The organism is Sphingobacterium daejeonense (assembly GCF_901472535.1).
Taxonomy (GTDB): domain Bacteria; phylum Bacteroidota; class Bacteroidia; order Sphingobacteriales; family Sphingobacteriaceae; genus Sphingobacterium; species Sphingobacterium daejeonense.
This window is the reverse complement of the sequence record NZ_LR590470.1, coordinates 4,566,418-4,588,740: the sequence shown is the minus strand read 5'-3', so window position 1 is coordinate 4,588,740 and position 22,323 is coordinate 4,566,418. Positions and strand designations below refer to the sequence as shown.

Annotated in this window: 25 protein-coding genes and 2 pseudogenes; 13 read left to right on the top strand and 14 right to left on the bottom strand. The window is 36.6% G+C overall.

Annotation, left to right across the window (positions count from 1 at the left end):
* Window positions 1-275: 275 nt before the first annotated feature.
* From FGL31_RS21800 to FGL31_RS21785, 4 genes are all read left to right on the top strand, one after another.
* Entirely contained in the window at window positions 276-941 is a 666-nt protein-coding gene (locus tag FGL31_RS21800; RefSeq protein ID WP_138094428.1) for a DUF6766 family protein, read from the top strand.
* Window positions 942-972: 31 nt separating this feature from the next.
* The gene (locus FGL31_RS21795; RefSeq protein WP_138094426.1) at window positions 973-1,569 is read left to right on the top strand and encodes a Crp/Fnr family transcriptional regulator; all 597 of its coding nucleotides are present in this window, start codon (window positions 973-975) and stop codon (window positions 1,567-1,569) included.
* Between the two features lie 243 nt (window positions 1,570-1,812).
* Entirely contained in the window at window positions 1,813-2,256 is a 444-nt protein-coding gene (locus FGL31_RS21790; protein WP_197734364.1) for a KGG domain-containing protein, read from the top strand.
* Between the two features lie 62 nt (window positions 2,257-2,318).
* A complete protein-coding gene (locus tag FGL31_RS21785) occupies window positions 2,319-2,915 on the top strand; it encodes a DUF892 family protein (protein WP_138094424.1) in 597 nt (198 codons plus the stop codon).
* A 245-nt stretch (window positions 2,916-3,160) separates the two neighbouring features.
* Here the strand turns inward: FGL31_RS21785 and FGL31_RS27080 are convergent.
* A pseudogene (locus FGL31_RS27080) lies at window positions 3,161-3,547 on the bottom strand (2OG-Fe(II) oxygenase); the annotation flags it as partial.
* Window positions 3,548-4,095: 548 nt separating this feature from the next.
* Between FGL31_RS27080 and FGL31_RS21775 the strand changes: the two are divergent.
* From FGL31_RS21775 to FGL31_RS21760, 4 genes are all read left to right on the top strand, one after another.
* On the top strand, window positions 4,096-4,314 hold the full coding sequence (locus tag FGL31_RS21775; RefSeq protein WP_099369711.1) for a hypothetical protein: 219 nt from the start codon (window positions 4,096-4,098) through the stop codon (window positions 4,312-4,314).
* Between the two features lie 125 nt (window positions 4,315-4,439).
* A complete protein-coding gene (locus FGL31_RS21770) occupies window positions 4,440-5,144 on the top strand; it encodes a nucleoside hydrolase (RefSeq protein ID WP_138094422.1) in 705 nt (234 codons plus the stop codon).
* Between the two features lie 50 nt (window positions 5,145-5,194).
* On the top strand, window positions 5,195-5,461 hold the full coding sequence (locus tag FGL31_RS21765) for a hypothetical protein (protein ID WP_138094420.1): 267 nt from the start codon (window positions 5,195-5,197) through the stop codon (window positions 5,459-5,461).
* Window positions 5,462-6,277: 816 nt separating this feature from the next.
* Window positions 6,278-6,742 (top strand): hypothetical protein, encoded by a 465-nt coding sequence (locus FGL31_RS21760; protein ID WP_138094418.1) that lies wholly within the window; start codon window positions 6,278-6,280, stop codon window positions 6,740-6,742.
* On the opposite strand, the gene FGL31_RS27075 is transcribed toward FGL31_RS21760, so the two are convergent.
* The 5 genes from FGL31_RS27075 to FGL31_RS21740 form a co-directional block, all read right to left on the bottom strand.
* Window positions 6,739-7,008: a LytR/AlgR family response regulator transcription factor gene (locus tag FGL31_RS27075; RefSeq protein ID WP_232047077.1), complete on the bottom strand. Its 270-nt coding sequence runs from the start codon at window positions 7,006-7,008 to the stop codon at window positions 6,739-6,741. The genes FGL31_RS21760 and FGL31_RS27075 overlap by 4 nt on opposite strands.
* Complete coding sequence (locus tag FGL31_RS21755; protein ID WP_232047076.1) at window positions 6,933-7,493, bottom strand: LytR/AlgR family response regulator transcription factor; 561 nt, start codon at window positions 7,491-7,493, stop codon at window positions 6,933-6,935. The genes FGL31_RS27075 and FGL31_RS21755 overlap by 76 nt, the downstream gene beginning before the upstream one ends.
* 1 nt (window position 7,494) lies before the next feature.
* Window positions 7,495-8,520, bottom strand: a complete 1,026-nt coding sequence (locus FGL31_RS21750; protein WP_138094416.1) for a sensor histidine kinase — start codon at window positions 8,518-8,520, stop codon at window positions 7,495-7,497.
* A gap of 18 nt (window positions 8,521-8,538) precedes the next feature.
* Window positions 8,539-9,132: a tetratricopeptide repeat protein gene (locus tag FGL31_RS21745; RefSeq protein WP_138094414.1), complete on the bottom strand. Its 594-nt coding sequence runs from the start codon at window positions 9,130-9,132 to the stop codon at window positions 8,539-8,541.
* Window positions 9,133-9,221: 89 nt separating this feature from the next.
* On the bottom strand, window positions 9,222-11,366 hold the full coding sequence (locus tag FGL31_RS21740; RefSeq protein WP_138094412.1) for a TonB-dependent receptor: 2,145 nt from the start codon (window positions 11,364-11,366) through the stop codon (window positions 9,222-9,224).
* A 139-nt stretch (window positions 11,367-11,505) separates the two neighbouring features.
* Between FGL31_RS21740 and FGL31_RS21735 the strand changes: the two genes are divergently transcribed.
* From FGL31_RS21735 to FGL31_RS21720, 4 genes are all read left to right on the top strand, one after another.
* Complete coding sequence (locus tag FGL31_RS21735) at window positions 11,506-12,573, top strand: aminotransferase class I/II-fold pyridoxal phosphate-dependent enzyme (protein ID WP_138094410.1); 1,068 nt, start codon at window positions 11,506-11,508, stop codon at window positions 12,571-12,573.
* A 200-nt stretch (window positions 12,574-12,773) separates the two neighbouring features.
* Entirely contained in the window at window positions 12,774-13,061 is a 288-nt protein-coding gene (locus FGL31_RS21730; RefSeq protein WP_093099732.1) for an HU family DNA-binding protein, read from the top strand.
* Between the two features lie 8 nt (window positions 13,062-13,069).
* Complete coding sequence (locus tag FGL31_RS21725) at window positions 13,070-13,924, top strand: tetratricopeptide repeat protein (RefSeq protein WP_138094408.1); 855 nt, start codon at window positions 13,070-13,072, stop codon at window positions 13,922-13,924.
* 276 nt (window positions 13,925-14,200) lie between these two features.
* Entirely contained in the window at window positions 14,201-15,754 is a 1,554-nt protein-coding gene (locus tag FGL31_RS21720; RefSeq protein ID WP_138094406.1) for an Rne/Rng family ribonuclease, read from the top strand.
* 39 nt (window positions 15,755-15,793) lie between these two features.
* Here FGL31_RS21720 and miaA read toward each other — a convergent pair whose 3' ends face one another.
* The 4 genes from miaA to FGL31_RS21700 all read right to left on the bottom strand — a co-directional run bounded on the left by miaA (window position 15,794) and on the right by FGL31_RS21700 (window position 18,720).
* A complete protein-coding gene (gene miaA / locus FGL31_RS21715) occupies window positions 15,794-16,726 on the bottom strand; it encodes a tRNA (adenosine(37)-N6)-dimethylallyltransferase MiaA (protein WP_138094404.1) in 933 nt (310 codons plus the stop codon).
* Window positions 16,705-17,877 carry a Gfo/Idh/MocA family protein gene (locus FGL31_RS21710; protein ID WP_099369700.1) on the bottom strand — a complete coding sequence of 391 codons (1,173 nt, stop codon included), beginning with the start codon at window positions 17,875-17,877 and terminating at the stop codon, window positions 16,705-16,707. Before FGL31_RS21710 ends, miaA begins: the two co-directional genes overlap by 22 nt.
* A gap of 290 nt (window positions 17,878-18,167) precedes the next feature.
* On the bottom strand, window positions 18,168-18,413 hold the full coding sequence (locus FGL31_RS21705; protein ID WP_138094403.1) for a hypothetical protein: 246 nt from the start codon (window positions 18,411-18,413) through the stop codon (window positions 18,168-18,170).
* A gap of 49 nt (window positions 18,414-18,462) precedes the next feature.
* On the bottom strand, window positions 18,463-18,720 hold the full coding sequence (locus tag FGL31_RS21700; protein ID WP_138094401.1) for a hypothetical protein: 258 nt from the start codon (window positions 18,718-18,720) through the stop codon (window positions 18,463-18,465).
* Window positions 18,721-18,798: 78 nt separating this feature from the next.
* Between FGL31_RS21700 and def the strand changes: the two are divergent.
* Window positions 18,799-19,387, top strand: a pseudogene (gene def / locus FGL31_RS21695) (peptide deformylase).
* Window positions 19,388-19,538: 151 nt separating this feature from the next.
* Here def and FGL31_RS21690 read toward each other — a convergent pair.
* The 4 genes from FGL31_RS21690 to FGL31_RS21680 all read right to left on the bottom strand — a co-directional run bounded on the left by FGL31_RS21690 (window position 19,539) and on the right by FGL31_RS21680 (window position 22,310).
* On the bottom strand, window positions 19,539-20,003 hold the full coding sequence (locus FGL31_RS21690; protein WP_232047075.1) for a trimeric intracellular cation channel family protein: 465 nt from the start codon (window positions 20,001-20,003) through the stop codon (window positions 19,539-19,541).
* Entirely contained in the window at window positions 19,978-20,157 is a 180-nt protein-coding gene (locus tag FGL31_RS27065) for a trimeric intracellular cation channel family protein (protein ID WP_232047074.1), read from the bottom strand. The genes FGL31_RS21690 and FGL31_RS27065 overlap by 26 nt, the downstream gene beginning before the upstream one ends.
* Before the next feature lie 99 nt (window positions 20,158-20,256).
* Window positions 20,257-21,945 (bottom strand): M56 family metallopeptidase, encoded by a 1,689-nt coding sequence (locus tag FGL31_RS21685; RefSeq protein WP_138094399.1) that lies wholly within the window; start codon window positions 21,943-21,945, stop codon window positions 20,257-20,259.
* A 5-nt stretch (window positions 21,946-21,950) separates the two neighbouring features.
* Complete coding sequence (locus FGL31_RS21680; protein WP_138094397.1) at window positions 21,951-22,310, bottom strand: BlaI/MecI/CopY family transcriptional regulator; 360 nt, start codon at window positions 22,308-22,310, stop codon at window positions 21,951-21,953.
* Between the last annotated feature and the right edge of the window lie 13 nt (window positions 22,311-22,323).

Below are 22,323 nucleotides of genomic sequence, written 5' to 3'. Positions count from 1 at the left end.
GCGAATTCCGAAAATTAATTTCTCGAATGTTATTGTTTGTGATTTTTCTAACGATATAATGGAAAAAGTAGACTTCGAAACTTTTAAAATTTTTAGTTAAAAGCTTTATATTTTCTCCGGTCCAATTCTTCGTCTTTTAAATATCATGGATTTATTACCGTTTGAAATGGATTAATTCCTTTCATTATTTTGACATATCTGGCAAAATATAAACAACGAAACTAAACGGATAGGTGTTCCTTCTGTAAAAATGTAACCCAATAATGCTGAACAGAATGAGTGCTAAAAAAGGATTTTTTTATAAAAATGGATTGTCCCTAACTTTTGTAACGTTGTTTTTGATAGCGCTCATTGGCCAGGCTTATTTCGGATGGATGGAAAACAATGGACACTTACAAGAATCTGGGTATCCAAGTATAGCATTGTTGGAATATCTAAAAACAGGTCATTTTATTTCCGCGACTTTTGAAAATTTCCAAAGTGAGTTCTTACAGATGTCGTTATATGTAATCCTAACGGTTTCACTAAGACAAATAGGTTCAGCGGAATCAAAATCATTGGATAAGATGGAAGAAGTAGATAGAGAACCAGATCCGCATAAGAATGATGCTCCTAAACCGGTTAAAAAAGGAGGCTGGCGATTATTCTTATACAAAAGATCTCTCTCAATCGCCTTCGTATTGTTATTTGTGCTAAGCTGGTCCGGACATTTATACGGTAGTTTTAAAGAATATAATCTCGATCAAAAGATCAATAATAAAGCACAAATAGATTTGATGGACTACCTTATAAAACCCAAATTTTGGTTCGAGTCATTCCAGAATTGGCAGAGTGAATTTATTTCAGTTGCAGCAATCATAGTATTAACGATTTTCTTAAGACAAAAAGGATCTCCGGAGTCAAAACCTGTAGATGCCGCACATATGGAAACAGGAAAGTAAAAGATTGAGAAAATGCTAAAAAGGCAAGGTAATGGAAATTGATGAAAAAATTTTAAGAAGGGCAGGAGCATCTATTTTAAGATGTAATAAAGGTGAGATAATATTCATGGAAGGAGAAACGCCTCATTGCTATATGCAAATTATTAGAGGGCAAGTCAAATTAAACTCATATGACCATGATGGAAAAGAGTTTATTCAAAACATCCTGGAGGATGGGGATAGTTTGGCAGAATCTATCATTATTGCATCTACTGTTTATCCAATGAATGCAATTGCCCTAAAGCAAAGTACGATCATAAAACTTCCTAAAGAGAGACTGTTGGGTTTGTTGGAAACTAAACCTGAATTATTGATGGATTTATGCAATAGTATGGCAAATAGATTGAATCAGAAAATATTCATGCTTCAAAACAATTCTATTAAATGCCCCAAAGAAAAAATAAAAGGTCTTTTGAATTATATGCGAAGATTTAAATCAAGCAATTCAGATTTTTCCTTCGAGATTCCATTAACACGCCAGCAGATTGCCAATATAATTGGCTTGACTGTAGAAACGGTGATTAGAAACATTAAAATATTGGAAAGCGAAAATTTATTGATGATCAAGAACCGGAAAATATTTGTGTAAATAGTTGATTATGTGATTGTAATCATAAATCAGCAAAATTGGTTCATCTATATTTGAATTAGAAAGAAGTTAATAATCTAGCTAGGTTTTTAAATCGCTTTTTACAGGAATGCATACTGTAGAAGGGAATATTAAAAATAGAATTTATTATGAACAGAAGAAATTCAAGAAATAGTAGCTCGAGGAGTGATAATTCAGGAAATAAAACATCGGCAGAAGACATCTATCAATTGGGATATAGCCATGGATTTAGGGACGCTTCAAAATGACGAGGAATACGATGACGATTATGATGAAGAGGATTATGATGATTATGATGATTATGATGAATCCGATGAATATGATAATCGATATGCTGAAGATGATTACGATGAAGACTATTCGGACAGACGAGGAAGAAGTAGTTCCAATACTCCCAGGGACGACCAAGGACGCTTTACTTCTGATAGACGAGGTAATCGTTCTTCTAGTTCCGGACCAGGAAGATCTAGTATGAGCGATGGAAGATCAAACAGGGGCCGTTCTTCGAGTACAAATCGAGGGTCGTCATCAAGTGGCAGTTCCAAACGTGGTTTTGCAGCAATGAGCAAGGCTGACCGTAGCAGAATCGCAGCAATGGGTGGACACGCATCACATGTGGGCGAACGGTCAGGACGATCAGGTTTCGGAGGAAGAAGAAACGGATAACATACATAATTGTCCCGAGCAAAACGTTCGGGATAATTTTTCAAACAGCTAAATTTTTAGTTATGGCAAAACAAGAATCAAATAAGGACTCTACATTGGAAAATGTGGTGCAGGCCTTAGCAACAGATAATAGCGAAACTCGAAAAACAAACGGTGAAGAGAAGCAGGGACCTTTGTACAAATTCTTCCTTGATGGTCTTAAGGATGTCTATTATGTTGAAAATGTATTGATCGATGCCTTAAAAAAATTAGAAGATGCTTCAACAACCGAAGAGTTAAAAGATGCATTTGAAGACCATCGACTTCAAACCAAAAAACATGTCAGTAGAATTGAAAAAATCTTCAGTCATTTGGATGAAGAACCTGAACAAAAAGAATGCGCTGCAATAAATGGTATAATTACAGAAGCGGAAGAGATCATTAAGTCTACTCCTGAGGGATCAATGACCAGGGATGCAGCACTAATAATTGCTGCACAAAAAGCCGAACATTATGAAATCGCTACATATGGAGGATTGGCACAAATCGCCATTACAATGGGATGGAAGAAAGTTGCCGACTTATTGGAAGATACCTTAGATGAGGAGGAAGAAACAGATCTTGATCTTACCGAAATAGCTGAAGCATTCATTAATCTAGACGCAGAAATGGAGAGTTGAGTTCCCATAACTTTAGGTGGAGCCGGTTTGAATTCTTCAAACCGGCTCTTTATTATTACAATAGTTTCGCCACTATTTTGTTGTAAATTCTTTTCAAGATTGGTTTTTTTCTTTTTGCTTTCATCATATGCGTTCCATGCTGAAGCGTCTTCATTTGAGTCTTTACGTTTTACAAAGATGGAATTATGACCTTCTTTGAAAGCTATTGCCTCACTTTCAGGACGTCCATAAGAATAATAATATAAGGCCAATGACTTTCTGCTCATACCATCAGGACAGGTTAAGGGGTTTGGTAAACCATGATAGGATTTTGAAGTCGTAGAAAACATCGCAATAGAATTGAAATTCGGAGCAAACTTATCTACACAACCTATCATTTCTTCATCCCATAATTCAAAATGACCACCATACTCGTCCTTCCAATCCTTGTTAAGATAAACGATGATATTCACACGCCTATCTAACCCATTGATAGGATGTTTGTTGAAATCCGCATGAACTTTCAGTAACCCGCCTTTTTTCGTTTCATGCAAACCAGCACCTGAAAAATAAGGATCCCCAAATAAAGTCTCATCTATCCCAGTAAGCTCTTTTACAAAATTTAAAAAGGGTTCTGAATTTAAAAAATGCATCAACAACTTCGTCTTATCACCAAAAAGTTCCTCCCCATTTCCAGCCAATTTCTTCTGTAAAGGATCATTATAAACTATATTATTGCCCTTTGACAAATCAGGAAATTCGTCCAACTACAGAAGATAAAAAATCAGGGTTGAAAAAATTCTCAAAATAAATGCTCGGAAATGGATTCGCATTTTTATACTTGGTCTTATGCTCTTTAGCATACGCCAAAAGATCTTGATTGTGTGAATTAAGATATGGGTTCATTGTCTGTAAGTGTGATAACAGCTATTAAGCCATTTAAGTTAAAATTAGTTTGATATGGCAAAGTTCGCTAATAATCAACTACATGGAATAGAAAAATCGCATTAAACTTTCAATTGTCGATGTTCCGCTACGTAAAATCATCACTAAAATTAACTCTGCATTAAAAATTATCGAAATTCGCGATATCATTGGTTTTCAGTTATTTTAAATGTTGTGAAAGTTTTCTATTATTAAACCAAAACATTTGTCATCACAAACTGTTTATATCCAAATTATAAACTTTAAAACATCAAATATGAAAGGAATTTGGAAATTGAGAACAAGACCAGTGGCATTATTGATAATGCTTTTTGTATCTGTACAAGCCTGGGCGCAAGAAAAAGGATTAGATATCAATGTAGATATTGACAAAGGCGACGAAGGAATGTTTGCCAAACCATGGGTATGGGTAGTTGGCGGAGCTGTATTTATTCTATTATTGGTCGCTTTACTAAGAGGTGGAGGAAAAAAATAAACAATGGGAAAATAGGCTTTTAATTCGTTAAAAGCCTTTTTTGTTCAAATTGTTCGTCACCATATAGCATAGACCTTACATTTCTTTTTCTTATATTGAAGGTTCAGATACCTAAACTATAAATTATGGGTAAGCCTACGCCAAAATGGATTCATCTGTTGATTTCCATCATGTTCATATTTGGTCATGTCCAAAATTCAATGGCCTCGAAAATCAACAACCCAGATTCCTCCAAAATCAAAGTGATTTTTGATACAGATATGGGACCCGACTATGACGACATCGGTGCCATAGCCTTGTTGCATGCTTTTGCAGACCGAGGTGAAATTGAGATATTGGCAACTGTGGCTAGTGATTCTCATCAAGACATCCCTGCAACCATTGAGGTATATAATCGATATTTCAAAAAAGATAATATCCCCGTTGGAAAGACAACAAATCCTTTGGCTCCAAACTTCACCGCTGCAAACAATTGGAATAGAAAAATAATCGAACTATTCTGCCCCGAATTGTTGAATAAAAAGTATCATCCTTCAGTGGAAATCTATAGAAAAGTACTGGCAGAACAACCCGATAACAGCGTAACAATAGTGACAGTAGGGTTTATGACCAATATTGCAGAATTACTAAAATCTAAAGCAGATAAATATTCTAACTTAACCGGACAGGAATTAGTGAACCAAAAAGTGAAAAACTGGGTGGCAATGGCTGGGGCCTTTCCGCAAGGAAAAGAATTCAATATTCACGAAGACGCTGAATCAGCAAAATATGCTTTTGAGAATTTCCAAAAGCCTATCCTTTTTACGGCTTCGAAATTGGGGACAAAATAAAAACAGGTGGCAAAATTGCTGACTTAAATCTGAAGAATAGCCCTGTCTCAATGGGATATAAAATCAATTTTGACACCTATGCCAAAGATAAAGTGAATTCTAGAAGCTCATGGGATCAAACCGCAGTATTAATAGCAGCAGATAATCCTGAAAAATATTTTTATCTCAGCGGAAATGGAACAATGATAGTAAGTGCAGATGGTTCGAATCACTGGGAGCCAAATGACAAAGGAAAACATAGGTTTGTTATCCATAAATTCCCTTACCAAAAGATAGAAGAAACCATAGATGAATTAATGCTCCACCAACCTGAATAAAGATTAGTATTACTTTGTTTAACAAAATGAAGAACTATTTAAGGCTAAAAAAAATGCAATCGATTGCCAGGTATACTAAATTGCTATGATCTTAATTAAGTACCTGGCGATATCTTAATATTGAAGACAGCAACTGTATACGATAATTCTTTTAATAAAATTTGTTAAAGTTATTGATGAGCGTTAGTGTGATAACCCATTAAACTTTGTTTCGTAAAATGTACGAGCTCTTGTTGCATTGATTGCAAGAATACCTCTTTACTGGCAAAAAAAACAAAAATGATTTCACCCACCAAGGTCTACGAACGCGGGAAAAAAGATATGCTTCCCCACAGTGTGGACATAATGGATGTGCTTGGCTCAGTGCAGTGCTTTTTAAACTAATAATCTTCATACAATAGTTCTAAAAAATTTGAATGAATTAATTAAAGACCATTATCTTAGAAAAGATAAGGTTTAGGGTTTAGTAAAATAAAACGCCCAAACTATGGAATTATTTTTTGTCTTTCTAAGTATGATCAAAATACATGTAACAACACGTATAATTAAACGCCATTTTTACAAAGAGTTTAATCGATTGAAAGTTAAATGTTTGTTGTTATATTCCTGTTAAGGAATTGATAAAAATTAATTAATGTTTTAATTGTAAAATATATGTTAAAGTAACATTTAACAAGAATTAATGCGCTGAAAAACAAATGTTTGAACAATCATTTTCAGACTGATAGTTTTGTGTGATTGTGATAATTTTCTAAAAATAACAAATATCTTTACTGAATGTCTTCATAAACAGTATTGATTTTAGGTAATTTAAAAATGAAGAAATATTTAATAATATTAGTGTGTTTATTAACACTTGTAAACGTTTCTTGCGCTCAAGAAAATAAAGCGAAGGGCTGGATCTTTGGCCCCTCCATTGGATATCAATATCAAAGTGGGAGTTTTTTGAAAGCTTCAGCATGGACATTATATGCCCCTAATCAATCTCAATATATCAAATTTGATGCAGGTGCTAACTTCACTTGGATGCTAGATCAAACGACAGTCATACCAGAATTTGGAGTAACCTATTACCTCAATAATGTTGCCGTCTGGCCATTCATAAAAGGCGAAATCACACCCTATACAGCAACTGCTAAAGCAGGAATAAGTATTTTTTCAATGCTAGAACTATCTGCAGGATATGGATTCGACATAAATACAAAAGAAAACTTTAAACCAATTGATGGTTTTACAATTGGGGTAGGTATTAATGTACCTTTAAAATTTCACCTTAACTAACCTAACCAAGTTTTAAAATCCTGAACCCGTTCCCGACTAACAATAACATCTTTGCTAGGGTAATGAAACAATTCAATTCTAAGCCTGGAATTAGAATGGATAGAAATGTTTTTGATAGCCGAGATGTTGATTAAATGACCACGACTTATTCTAAAAAAATGCTCCGGATGTAATAAACCTTCAATTTGATCTAGACTGTAATCCAATAAATATTGGTCACTGTCCTTGGTAAAAATATACGTTCCTTTGTTTTCAGAATAAAACATTCAATATCTTCGATGTTTATTAACTTAATGTTCTGGCCAATTTTTACTGTAAATCGGTTTTTAAAATTTGTGTGATTGTTGTTGAAAATCTCCTTAATCTGTTTGAGGTTTAATTCTTGTCGATCATCTCTTAAACGTTCGAATTTATCGATAGCAAATGACAATTCATCCTGGGAGATGGGCTTCAGTAAATAATCGATGCTATTCATCTTAAATGCCTTTAAGGCAAATTCATCGTAAGCTGTAGTAAATATAATGGAGCTATCTATATCATTCCCATCAAAGATTTCAAACGACAATCCATCTGACAGCTGTATATCCAGGAATATCAAGTCAGGACAGGCATTCTCAGAAAACCATTTCCTAGCTTGTGCTACAGAATGTAGCATTTCGACATGGTCTAAACCTAAATCATTAAGTTTTCGCATCAGTAGTCTAGCAGCTGGCTTTTCATCCTCAATAATAACTGTAGAATAATCTTTCATCTTATAGCATTGGCATTTTAACAATAAACATATCTTGAGATTTTGAAATATGAATATCTTTCTTGCTCGTAAGTAAGTAGCGGTCGCGGATATTTCGCAATCCTATTTTTGTAGATGCGGAATGATTTGATTTTTCTTGCAAGTTGTTTTCAACGACCAACATGTCCGTTTCATCATAAATCCTTATTTTTAATGGTTGTTCTTCGGATATTTTATTGTGCTTTATGCAGTTTTCTAAAAGTAACTGTAAGGACAAAGGAACCGTTTTTTTATTCAGGTTCTTATCATCAATTAAGTTCTCATATTGAATAGAGTTCTCAAACCTCAATTGTAAGAGAGTAATATAATCCTTAGCAAATTCCAGTTCTTCCTTAATAGTTACATATTCTTGGTCTTTATGCTCCAAAATGTACCTGTAAATTCCTGATAATGATTTTGTGTATGAAATCGCGTTTTTTTGATCTTCCTCAATTAAGCCAATCAAGACATTAAGGCTGTTGAATAGAAAGTGCGGATCTATCTGGTTTTTTAAGGACTCCAGCTGGGCTGTCGCCTCGCCAGCAATAAGTTTTTGATGTGCTATCTGTCGGTTCTTGAATTGTTTGTAATAGTAAAAGCCATACCAGCCAAGACCTATCAGAATCGCAATTATAATTATTGGAATATAGCCATACCAAAATTCATTCTGTATAAAATGATCAAACGACTTCCCGAGCCATAAAACTTCGATGGAAAAATTTATGAGAAAAACTACAATAGGTGCAAAAATGATGGTTAAAATAATATATCCAAGGATATGAGAAATTGCCTTGGACCTGTCGGGAATCAGCTTTTTCAACAATAAACCCGTAAAAGAACCAGTTAAATAAAGAAAAATACCATAGGCAATTCCGGCTACAGATTCTGGAGCAGTAATAAAAGACATTTCTAAGCTCCCAGTCGCAAATAAAACAAAAATTGCAATGCAAAAATAAATCATTAAACTAATGATGATTGCATATAACAACGAGGTTAGAAATGTCTTCATAAAATTATTTACACTCTTTTAGCAGCGCTTCTGCCTTTCTTTTCCCCAAGTAGGATAAAATAATTCGGCGGGCTTTTCATCGCTGAATAAAGTTAATGCTTTCTGTAAACTTTCGCATTCTTCCTTGGTATCTCCACCCATATATTTCTTGGATTGAATATTGAATTCCGCTAAACCAATCAATGCTCTTGGATTTTTAGGATCCATCTTAATCGCAGTCTCATAATCTGCTATAATGGACGGAGATAATATCATGGCTTTGTTCATTGGGTCGCTGGTAAGGTCAGATGTGCTCGCTAAAGCCCTTAACACCAGCCATTCGGAATTTAAGTTTTCTTTAGGGATCAATTCATTGATCTTCTTCAATGCATTAGTCTTTTCTGCCTCATCCTGAATACCAAATGAATGAGTAATAAGTGTCAATGTTTGATAATATTTTGGTAGCCATTTATCCTGCTCTGCCTGGGCTATTCTTTCAAGTTGAGCACTGGCTTCTTTTGTCTTCCCAGTCCCCCATAATTGTAAGGCCTCACCCATAGCTTTCTCATAATTTCCTTGTCCATAGCTTGATAGGCAAAAGAATGTCAATACTGTTAAAATTAGTGTCTTCATGTTTTTTTGTTTTGTATAATAAATTTCCTAATTCCTATAAATGTTTTAAAATATCCTTTGATGAATTGTAGATAATAAATGATGAACTGTTACAATTGGTCCAATTGATTATCCTTTTTGTTTTTACTGATGGTCCAAAAAAATCCTAAGAATAAAAACCTTTTGGCAGTTGGGGTTATTGCTCTACTATCAAATCGTCCGTTTGAATTGGGTTGTGGACTAAATTCATAGGTGTAAATCGGCTTATTGCCCAATAAATTGGTAACTGAAAAAAATAGAATCTTCTGCTGTGTCAATAAAAATGACCAACTAAAGGAAAGGTCGTTCTGAGGTTTCGTCATAGATTGCATAAACCCCGATAAATTAGGATCGTGGTATGGGCGCCCAGAAATATAGGTATTCGTCAAACCCAATTGTGATCTAAGATTTGATATCCAATATTTACCTACAACAGAAAAATAATGCTTGGATAAATAGTCTGGTTGAACAGAAAATTCATAATTCCTTTCAAGCTTTTTGGCATCCGTATAGGAATACGAAATCCAATATTGCAAATTGGGAATGCTTTGGCTGTCTTTCCAGAAAAAATCTATTCCCTTTACTTGGCCATATCCCTTATTCGTGAAGATTGAATTGTACTGTGGAATGACATCATTGTAGGTGATCAATCTTTTGTAATCCTTATAAAAACCTTCTAAACGGACCATCTGACCCTTATTTTGATAAGTGTAATTTAAGATATAGTGATCGGCAGATTGCCACAATAGGTCGCTCTGAAATTTGTAGATATCAACCCCGGGTTCTTGATGATATTTTCCATAGGAGAGGGAAAGAAGATGGTTCTTGAAAGGGTTATAACCTATTGCTGCCCTGGGTTCCAAAAAACGCTGGTTTCTCAAGTTATCGGTGTATCGCAAACCTAAATCAAACGTCAATTGAGGAAATATCCGATATTGACCTTCAGAAAATACTCCTATGATTGAACGATTGAAACCATAGGAAAACGGATTACTATCCGCAGGAATGAATTGCTCATTTATATCGGTTAGAAAATGCTCTCCACCGATCATCCAATTCCAGCGATTTGCATTTTTCTTGACCAATATTTTAGCGTGAGTACTTGTTTCTTTTGATGGAAGATTAAAATTGTAGTAGCCTAGTTTCTTATCTAGGTATCCAAGTCCCAAGCCAGCTTCAAGCTTCCAATTCGAAGGCAGGTAATATGAAAAATTGCTGTTCATATAGTAATTTTTGCTCTTTACGGAAGTGTTTATTTCTTGACTGTAAATAGCACTATAGTCGTCGAAGCTGAAATTTTCTGATGCAAATGAGGCATAAAGATTGAAGAAATGTTTGTCACCTTTATTTCTGAAAATCGCTTCCCCTGATGCCTGCTCGTATGGTTTGTGCCATTTTAAATCTTGCTTTATGATCCCTGTGTAAGGTTTGAGATTTGTATAGTTGGCATTAATACTTAGCGAACTATTTCCCCATTTTTGGGAATTGCTAGCTCCTAAACCTACGGTAGAAAATGAAAGTTCCGTTTTGGGTTGATCAATCATCTGTGAGCTGGTCAAATTGAGAATTCCCGATAGGGCATTCCCAAACTCTGCACCATAACCTCCAGTAGAAAAGTTGGTCCCCTTAAACAAAAATGGTGAAAAACGACCGCGAACAGGAACACCATTGGCGGATGCGGTATAGGGTTGATTTACCAAAATGCCATTTATGAAAGTCTGGGTTTCACTGGGGTCGCCGCCTCTAACCATCAATCGACCATTTTCACCCGCGATCTGCGCCCCTGGAAGTTTTCCCAAGGCCGCAATAATATTTCCCATACTTCCAGCAGTGGTCACTATATCCAATGGCGTTAATACAGAATTAGATTGGTTGCTGACACTGATCTGTCCCGCCCTAACAGTCACAGCTTCAATAGAGTTGCTCTCAGAAACCATCACAAGGTCGAAATATAAACTGTCTCGAATCTCAATTTCCAGTTGCTGTGTCGTATAACCAACACAACTCAAAACAAGACGCTGCTTCCCAGTGGTAGTCGTAGAAAACTTAAATTGACCCGTAGAATCGCTGGAAGATCCATCATAACTCCCAGCTATAAAAATATTTACATCTGAAATGCCTTGATGTTTCTGATTAGTTACCTTTCCACTGATGGTCTGTCCAGAAAGTGAAAATGAAAAGATAAATAACAGAAAAAGGGTTAGCCAAAATTTCATAATAGCGATTTTGTACAATAATATCCTTATAAATGAAATTGATAAATTATTTGAATCTCAATTGGAGAATAACCCTGATGAGTCGTGGAATCCGTAGTTTGAAAGGTTTTTGTACATTTGTGGTCAGATAACTTTTACCATGACCTCCTTTAGAAACCTTGATCAAACTACAGGACGAATTATTAGCCTTGACGGAATAGACTACCTTTTTTTTGGCGGAACTGCTTATTTGGGATTATTGTCGAATCCTGAATATATCGAATTATATAAGTCGGGTATCGACAAATACGGGCTGAATAATGGAACCTCAAGAACTAATAATGTACAACTAGGAATTTATGATGAGGTAGAATCCCATCTTGCAGAACGATTCGGATTCCAATCTTCAGCATTACTTTCGAGCGGTTATTTAGCAGGTCAAGTTGTGGTACGTTCGCTAAAAGCTAACAGAACTTTGCTGTACGCCCCAGGAAGCCATCCAGCACTTTGGATGGACCAAAGCCCAATTGTTACAGAAATTGATTTTGAAACTTGGTCCAAGAATACAATCGAGTTTATTAATAATGCTATTGAAACGGATTTTATCGTCGTCTCAAATTGTATAGACAACCTAACTCCCCAACGATATGACTTTTCAATCTTTAAAAATGTAAATCCGAATAAAAACCTTCTATTGGTTCTTGATGATTCACATGGGATAGGGGTGCTACATAAAAACAAAATATCTACAGATCTAGAGAATTTAAGAAAAGCCAACATTGAAATAGTTGTTTTGGCATCTCTGGCAAAAGGTATGGGAACGGATGCTGGAGTAGTTTTGGGAAGCAATGAAATCATTGCACAAATAAAGAAAAACCCAATTTTTAATGGTGCGTCACCAACTTCCCCAGCGGCCTTGTATGCTCTGATTAAAGGTGAAAAAATCTATGCTGAAGCATACGACAGAATGAAAGAAAACACTCAGCTATTAGCTAAATTAACCAGTGAAACAAACCTGAGCCACATACCGGATTTTCCAGTGTTCAGTTCTACCAAGCCATTTCTTTACAGAAATTTATTGAATCACAATATATTGATTTCTAGCTTTCCATATCCTTTAGCGAATAGTCCATTATTAAATAGAATAGTAATTTCGGCGTTGCACACTGAAAATGATGTTCGTCATCTGTCTGAAATATTGTGTTCAGAAAAATCATTAATACTTTGATAGTCAATAAAATAATTGTAGCTTTGCAAGCCTTTTGAAATGTAATATTGGGGAAGTAATCTACTAAATCATTGAATGATAGTGGTTTGGATTTAAAAAAAACGTAAAAATATTTCCATTACTCATTTTAAAAAGATACTTTTGCATCCCCAAACGGGCTGTTAAGCTTAGGGTATAGATTAATAAGAGTAAAAATAGATATGACTAAAGCAGAAATTATTGCAGAAATCTCTAACAAGACTGGTTTAGAGAAGGTTGATGTACAAGAAACCGTTGAAGCATTCTTCAAAGTAGTTAAAAGCGCTATGATTGGCGGTGAGAATGTTTACGTAAGAGGTTTTGGAAGTTTTGTGGTTAAAAAGAGAGCCGAAAAAACAGCACGTAACATCTCTAAAAACACAGCTATTATCATTCCTGAGCACTATGTGCCTAGCTTCAAACCTGCAAAAGTATTTGTAGAAAAAGTTAAAAACGGTAATAAAAAATAATCATCTACATGAAAAACACCAAGCAAATCCAGATCATCGTTTTAGCAGCAGTAGTCCTTGTGATAGGATTCCTTTTGTTTAAACCTGTGAAGGGCTTGGTTAATGAAGATGAAAAAACTGCAGCAGCAGCAACTTCATCCCAAGGTGCTGCCGCTGCAGCTCAGTTTAACCTGAGCTCCGTTTCAGAAGCTGCAAAAAAAGGTTTAAACCCCGCAATTGTTAATGAAATATCAGATCTAGAAGCTAAAGCCAATAAAGCTGATGGTGCAGAAAAAGTGAAAATTTATCAGCAAATTGCCGATAAATGGAACGACGTCGAAAAATCAGTGCCTCAAGCTTATCTGTACGAGGAAATGGCAAAATTAGAGCCTAAATTTGAATATTGGTTGAAATCCGGGGACAACTTTAGAAAAGGATACACAAATCTCCAAGATACAACCCTTGCAACAGCATTGAACCTCAAAGCAATCGAAGTTTATCAAAAAGCCGTAGATTTGAACGGCGCAAGCTTAGACGCAAAAACAGGATTAGGTGCAGCAATGGTTACGGGAACTAATAACCCAATGGCAGGAATCGCCATCTTGAGAGAAGTCGTGCAAGCAGACCCTAAAAACCTAGAGGCTAACAAAACTTTAGGCCTGTTCTCATTACAGTCGCGCCAATTCGACCGTGCTATCGATCGTTTTAAAATTGTAATTGAACAAAAACCTGATGCTGAATCTTATTTTTATTTAGCAACAGGATATGAAAATATAGGGATGAAGAATGAAGCCATCGCCGCTTTTCAGAAAAGCAAAGAAATGGCAGCAGATCCTAGTCTCTCCCAGTTCATCGATCGAAGGATCCAAGAACTAAGTAAGTAATTAACACATTTTTTTAAAATCATTTAAAAACATTAAAGCTATGCCAAGCGGAAAAAAAAGAAAAAGACACAAAATGGCTACTCACAAACGTAAAAAACGTTTAAGAAAAAATAGACACAAGAAAAAATAAATATAAAGCCTAGCTTTATTATTCAAGTCATACAATCTATGATCGAGTAATCATCATAGATTGTTTTTTTCATTAAACGGTTTTATGTTTAACCGGACATTACACGTTGTGGAGCGAGTCCACAACAGTCCTTAATTTAGTAGCTGTTGGTAAAGGAATTAATTATCGATTCAGTCCCCGACAAAGGGGTCACTATTGCTTTACTACAGGACAAACAACTAGTAGAACTAAACAGGGAGCAAGCAGGCAACCATTATGCCGTAGGCGATATTTACTTAGGGAGAGTAAAGAAAATCATGCCCGGACTGAATGCCGCATTCGTAGACGTTGGATACGAAAAAGATGCATTCCTGCATTACCTCGACCTAGGACCTCAAGTACAATCCTTAATCAAATTAACAAGGGTAGTAAAGAACGGCAGTTATCAAGAGAAACTGCTCAATAGTTTGAAGCTTGAAAAGGACATTGACAAGGCTGGAAAAATATCTGATGTTTTAAGCCGAAATATGTTATTACCAGTGCAGATAGCCAAAGAACCTATCTCTACAAAAGGACCAAGGTTAAGCTCAGACTTATCCATAGCGGGACGATTTGTAGTACTGGTGCCATTTTCAAGTTCGGTTTCCATTTCCAAAAAGATAAAAGGCAGTGCCGAAAGAAATAGACTCAAGAAAATTGTGGAAAGCATTAAACCCACAAATTTCGGAGTAATTATTAGAACGGTATCGGAAGGGAAAGGAGTTGATGAACTCCAAAAAGACCTACTAGACCTAATATCTAAATGGGAATTGTTTACCAAACGCCTTAAAACTGCTGAACCCCCTCAGAAAGTGCTCGGTGAAATGGATCGTGCATCCACCATCCTGCGTGATATCCTAACAGATGAATTCACTCATATATATGTAAATGACAATGAAATCTTCGAGGAAGTAAAATCATATATTCAAGAGATATCGCCAGACCTGGAAAAAATAGTGAAATTCTATAAAGGAAAAGAACCTATTTTTGACCATTTCGGCGTAGAAAAGCAAATTAAGGCGTCATTCGGCAAGACTGTTAACCTCCAAGGTGGTGCATACCTCGTAGTAGAACACACAGAAGCACTACACGTCATCGACGTCAATAGCGGTAACAGAATTGCAAACAAAGAAAATCAAGAAGATAACGCACTCCTCGTAAATAAGGAAGCTGCAAAAGAAATTGCCCGACAGCTTAGGCTAAGGGATATGGGTGGAATTGTAGTAATCGATTTTATCGATATGCACAAAGCACCAAACAGAAAAGAATTATATGGATTCTTGAAGGAATGCATGCTCAGCGATAGAGCTAGACATACCATTCTCCCTCCTAGTAAATTTGGACTCGTCCAAATAACTAGACAAAGAGTCAGACCCGAAATGAGCATCGTCACTAATGAAAAGTGCCCTGCTTGTGACGGAACAGGCGAAATTAGATCGAGTATCGTCCTTTTAGACGATATTGAAAACAATTTGAGCTTTATTCTGCAAGAACAAAACGAAGTAGGGGTAACACTATGTGTCCACCCATATATCGCCGCTTACATCAAATCTGGACTCATCTCCAGAAGAATGAAATGGTTCCTGAAATACTGGAAATGGATAAAAGTGAAAGAAGTGAGCGCTTATCACCTCACCGAATTTCACTTCTTCAACTCCAAAGACGAAGAAATCAAATTGTAATATAAAAAAGCAGGTTATATAATATATAGCCTGCTTTTTTTATTGACTGTCAATCCAGAAAATCCGAATGCCATCCCGCTCCATCTTGCGAAAATAGGTCATCTGCCGTTTCGCAAAACGATGGATTTCAGTCCGCAACTTCTCCTTAAACTGAGAAAAATCAAAATCCCCCAGCAAATATCGCGAGACGTACTTATATTCTAATCCAAACCATTGAAGCTGCTCATGGTCAATTCCAGAATTTATTAAACCTTCAACTTCTTCCAACAAGCCTTCCTCCATCCTTGAATTCAATCGTACATCAATTCTTTCTCTCCTTACCTCCAATGAAGGATTTAAGCCCAGGATTAAACAGTTCTTAACTAATGGACCGTTTGAAATGGGAAGTTCATGACTTGATAAATATTCAAGAATCTCCAAAGACCTCACCAATCTCTTTTGATTGTTCCAATCAATTTTAAAATCTGCCGGAATGGAATATAATTTTATTTTTTCAATCAGTTCCTCTTTGTCAAAAACTGAAAGCTCTTTCTGCAATTCCCTATTTTTAGGTACGGAACTGTAAGGCCTTGACTCTAAAAGACTTTGAATATAGGAGCCAGATCCTCCGCATAATATAGGCAACTTATTCCTACTCAATATATCTTGGTAGGCAACCAAAAAATCATTTTTAAACTCATCAACATCATATTTCTCATCCGGATTCATGATATCAATAAGGTGGTAGGGGATTTGATTATATTCTTTTAAATCTTTCCCTGTTCCTATATCTAGCTTTCTATATACTTGCCTGGAATCGGCGGAGATTATCTCTCCGTCAAAAACCTCTGCTAGTTTTACGGCTAATTTGGTCTTTCCAGAGGCTGTAGGACCAAGCAAGATTAAAAGAAAATCAGGCGAAAGGTTCTCTTTCGCCTGATGTATAAACTGAATCAGTTCTGGAAATTTTGTTAAATCACGAACTTGGTCCATTTTTCATTGCTTTCATTGCTGGCAACTACCGTGTCAATAAATGCCATACCACGAACACCATCATTTACATTTGGAAAATCCAACTGCTCAGGTGTAGGCGTTTTACCATCTTTCTTGGCAGCAACAGTGGCCGCAAAATTACGGTAGATATTCGCAAATGACTCTAGTAAGCCCTCTGGGTGACCAGCAGGAATTCTCGTATTGTGTGTCGCAAATGTACTCAAGGTAAATGGAGCAGCATAAGCGTTTCCTGTGCGATAGTATTGTCTAGGCTGATCCAGCATCTTAACAATAAGATTGTTTGGATCCTCATTCGCCCATTCAACGCCACCTTTCTCACCATAAATACGGAACCTAACAGCATTTTCTTCTCCAGCGCAGATCTGAGAAGCTGTAAGAACTCCCTTGGCACCTTCAGTAAATCTTAACAATACTGATCCATCATCGTCCAATTGGCGGCCTTCAACAAATGATGTTAAGTCAGCACAAACCTCCGTAATCCTAAGACCAGTAACATATTCCGCCAAATGAGCTACGTGAGTACCGATATCGCCCATAGCTAAGGATTTTCCTGAACGCTTAGGGTCTGTACGCCAGGCAGCACCTGCATTGCCCTCACGCTCTGTCAATCGACTCAACCAACCCTGTGGATACTCTACCAAAATCTTGCGGATCTTTCCGAAATGACCTTCCTTAATCATGGCTTTAGCTTGCTTTACCATAGGATAGCCCGAATAGGTATGAGTCAAACATAAAGTACGACCAGTACGCTCAACAATCTTTTGTAATTCTAAAGCCTCCTCCAAGGAAACAGTCATTGGCTTCTCAACAACAACGTCAAACCCGCTCTCTAATGCCAATTTTGCAGGCTCAAAGTGTAAAAAATTTGGAGTTACGATCGTTACAAAATCCATACGCTCCCCATCAGGAAGCTTCGCCTCTTGCTCGATCATCTCCTGATAACTTACATATACTCTCTCTTCAGGAACAAATAAATCTTCGCCCGATTGTAAAGAAATCTCTCTATTAACACTGAAAGTACCACATACTAACTCAATTTTGCCGTCCATAAAGGCAGCAATGCGGTGTACAGCTCCTATAAAGGCATCGTTTCCACCACCGACCATGCCCATGCGAAGTTTTCGTTTCATAAGGAATAAATTTCGATTGATTAAGCAATAAATATAATAAAACTTTAATGATTCCTAAGAATCATTAATAGATTAGCATACACTAAATACTAGTTTTATGCTTCCACTATTCTGATAAAGATAACCATTGGGGTGGTTTTCAGAAACTTCCAATAAATCCTTCTCACTGGATATAGAAAATTGCCGACACTCACTTATCCAAAATGTTTCCGCTTCCCTATATCCTTTTTCCGTAAATCCGATTTTCTTCAAAGATGATTCCTGAGACCAATCAAGGTCTACATAAGTCATTATATCATTCGGCGGAAATCTTTGATAAAACCACGGATTAACTTAGAAAGTCCACCAACCACAAGATGGTCAGATTTATGGCAAAATCGCAAGAGCTCAAATGATCTGTAATCTTCACCTTGATCCTTCATCCTCCGCCCACCGCTGAAAATGGCAATGGAAACCAATTCTCCATCCTCATATAAACCATAACGGTATTTTCCCGGCAGAGCAATCTGCAAATGATGGTCCTCTTGAAATGTCATCGCCGTCCTCTTATCAATCCTTGCCAAAACCGTCTCCCGCGCATAAACCCTACGTGCATGTCCAGAAAGCGCCTTTTATCCTATTCTTAATCTTTAGAGTTTGACTTGACAATTGCTGCGCAGTTAGGATAACCTTTCTTTTTACATCGTCACCAATATTGGCTCCAATTTTTTCAATGATGAATATATCAAAGGACAAATTAGGACAGGTGAGTTTCGTATAATCCGATTCTACTTGTAAATTACAATCATGATCTAATTCCTCTTTGATATAATCATAGAGATTACCTATTTCCTGGGATACCATAACGCAAAAATAAGTCAATTCATTCAATATGGAACCTCTCCTAAATTATTAATACCTTTGTACCGTAAAGAGAAACAAATGAAATTACCTATAGTAGCATATGGAGATCCGGTTTTGCGTCAAAGAACCGAAGAGATTGATGAGGATTATCCAGAATTGAAACAGCTTATTGACAATATGTTTGAAACAATGTATGCAGCAAATGGAGTGGGGCTAGCAGCTCCGCAAAATCGGTTTGCCTATTAGATTGTTTGTCATAGATGCATCACCATTCGGTGAAGATGATGAGGATGGACCGGGTGATCCTACAGCAAAAGATTTTAAACGCGTATTCATAAACCCTATTCTAGTCGAAGAAAATGGTGAAAAATGGGCCTTTTCCGAAGGATGCCTAAGTATACCTCATATCAATGAAGAAGTGTCCAGGAAAAAAGATGTAGTCATAAACTACTTGGACGAGAACTTTGAAGAACAGGAAGAATCGTTGACAGGATTGGCTGCAAGAGTAGTTCAGCACGAATATGACCACATCGAAGGAAAGCTATTCATCGATAAACTCGGCCCCCTGAAAAAAGCAATGTTGAAAAGTAAACTTGACAATATCTCTAAAGGATTGGTTAGAGTTTCTTATAAAATGTCATTTCCCCAACTGAAAAAGAAAAGATAATTTAATTTGCCGCAGTGGTCGGTGTCACCACCGACCACCAAATTCGCAGCGGTTAGTGTCCCCACCGATCATCAAATTGCCGTGGTTGGTATACCCACCAATCACTAAACTGTGAAAGTGTCTTATGTCTTATGTCTAATGTCTATTCCCTTCATTCAGACTTCTCTATCACCTGCACCGTAGGCAATGATAAATTATACTTAACAGATAAAAACCGTATCCCAAAAACTACAGCAGCACTGATAAAAGCATTTAAATTTCCATGAATAGGGGTGAGGGTCAAAAGAACATAAGTTATCGCACCAGCTAAACAGGCCGAAGCATAGATTTCTTTCCTCAAGATCAAAGGTGTAACGTTCATTAATACGTCACGTATTACTCCACCCATACATGCTGAAAACATCCCCAACATAACAGCGGCTATAGCACTGCTCTCATAAGCTAGCGATTTCTCAACGCCTACAACAGTGAAAAAGCCAATCCCCAAAGCATCAAATAAAAATAAAGTGCGGGCAAAACTGTCCAAATGCTTGTTGAAAAGGATCGAAATAAATACCCCAACAAAAATAGCAATCAAATAATTGCCATCCTCAACCCAAACAGGTCGAATGTTCAAAAAATACATCCCTAAGTGAACCGCCACCAATTGCCGTCACAAAACCCATAAAAGTGGCGCCAAAAATATCAATGCCGTAACGGTTAGCTGCCATAGCACCCGAAATAGCAAATACCATAGTTCCTAATAAATCAATGCCGTAGATCAGATCCATCCCTTTATGCTTTATTTTCTATGCAATAATACATAAATCATTAACCAAAAAGAAAGGCCTCTATGAGGCCTCCTTAAACTAAACAACGAAACAATGATATTATTTTTGGACTTTCTCCTTCCATTCAGGACTCTCAAAATATTCCTGAACTTTCTTGCTGTCCGATTCAATCTTCTTGAGCTGTTCTTTCCATTCTGCTGAATTGAAATGATCCTGAACCTTGGCCGTCTCCTTCTCTATTTTTGCCATCTGATCTTTCCAATCAGCACTCTCAAAATAAGATGCTACTTCTTTCCCGCTCTCCTCCATCTTCTTTACTTGCTGTTTCCACTCTGGAGAATTGAAATACTTTTCTACTTGCCCTGCCTCCTTTTCAATATTGGCAACCTGTTGTTTCCATGCCGAACTCTCAAAATATGCTGACATCTTTTTCCCATTCTCCTCCATATCCTTAATCATCTTTTTCCACTTTGGAGAATCGAATTTCTCCTTCATCTTCAAAGAATTCTCGCTAATCTTGGCCACTTGAGCTTTCCATTCCGGTGAATTGTAGTATTCTTGGATCTTTTTTGAATTCGATTCGATCGAGCGCAGCGTATTTCTGACCTCTAACGGCAATTCTGAAGTGTCCTTGACAACACTTCCTTTATAAGCGATCTTGACTGGTTCTTTAGGTGCAGGTGGTACTTTAACCGCAGGCTCTATTAAAATAATTTCTTCCCCGACTTGCTCTATAATAACTTCTGAATTATTGTTAATTTCAGAGGTTTTAATCTCTTTTTCCTGAGCTGTGGTTTTATTGATCGGAATAATAATCGCTAATAGCAATAGAGCAATTCCGCTTAAAATAACTGCCATCAATTGGGGTCTTACGTTTTTATAATTTGTTTCCATTTTGGTAATGCGTTTTATTCTTTTAAATAAATGTTTTCTATTTCCTGTAGCTGCCATGGTCAGGACAGGATGTAAACTCATTCTTAATTCCTCCAGTTCAACCAAGGCCTGTGCATATGAAATTGGAGTTGAAATATGGGCTACAACCATGTCATCGCAAGCATGTTCTCGCTCTCTTTCCATAACTTTTGATAATGCCCACACGAAAGGATTAAAGAACAGGATAGTTTCAATTCCTACTTTCAACAGATTGAAAAGATAATCATGCCGCTTTACATGAGCTAGCTCATGCAGAAGGATTGCTTCTATCTGTGCCGGCTCCATCATATTGGCATAAGCTAATGGAAATAGTATGAATGGCTTGATATGACCCAAGGTAATTGGAACTGAAATCTTGTTCGAAAGATATAAACCTACAGATTTTGTAACCTTTAATTTAGTTTTCGCTGTCGAATAGATGGCCTTCCAGTTCTCAGGGATAGAATCAAGACCTTTGTATTTTAATGTTCTTAACTTGATTAAACTATTGAACAGTAATATGACCTGAACCAAAAACCCAAATACATATCCAACAACGACATAAGGCAATAGATTCTCCAACTTAAAACCTTCTTGAGTTCCTATTATCATAAAGTTTTTTAGTTCCTCTGGATTAATGGTTCTTAAATCCAATACCTGCTCAGGTGATCGATAGAAGTAAATGAACGTGAAGATAAAACTGATGAAAATTGATATCTGTGTTCCAAATGCTGCATTATGTTTATTTTTTGCAGACAGCGATGGTTGCATTAAGATATATAGACTATATAATATATACCAAATAGATGCTTGCCAGATGGAATGGATAATACTCCAACCCAATGCATTCCCAAAGTTAATTATAGAATTTTCCATAGCCTTTAATTTTCTAATGATTTTAAGAAAGCTTTTATCTCATCCAACTCTTCCTTGCTTGCGCGCTCATTGCCCAAAGCTTGCATAACGAGTCTTGAAGTGGAACCATTGTAGACAGAATCAATCATTTTGTCCAGTATTTTTCCTTGTGTCTCCTCCTTTACCAATTGGGCTGTATATAAATGAGTCTTCGAACTTGTGTCTCGACTAACCATACCTTTATCCTGCATGATCTGCATTAATTTAAGAATGGTCGTATAGCCCACATCCTTTTTGTCAAGTGATTCAAATACTTCCCTGACACTGCTCTGGCCATTGGACCATAGCACTTGTAATATTTCCAATTCGCTATCTGTCGGTTTCATATAAGTATTGTTA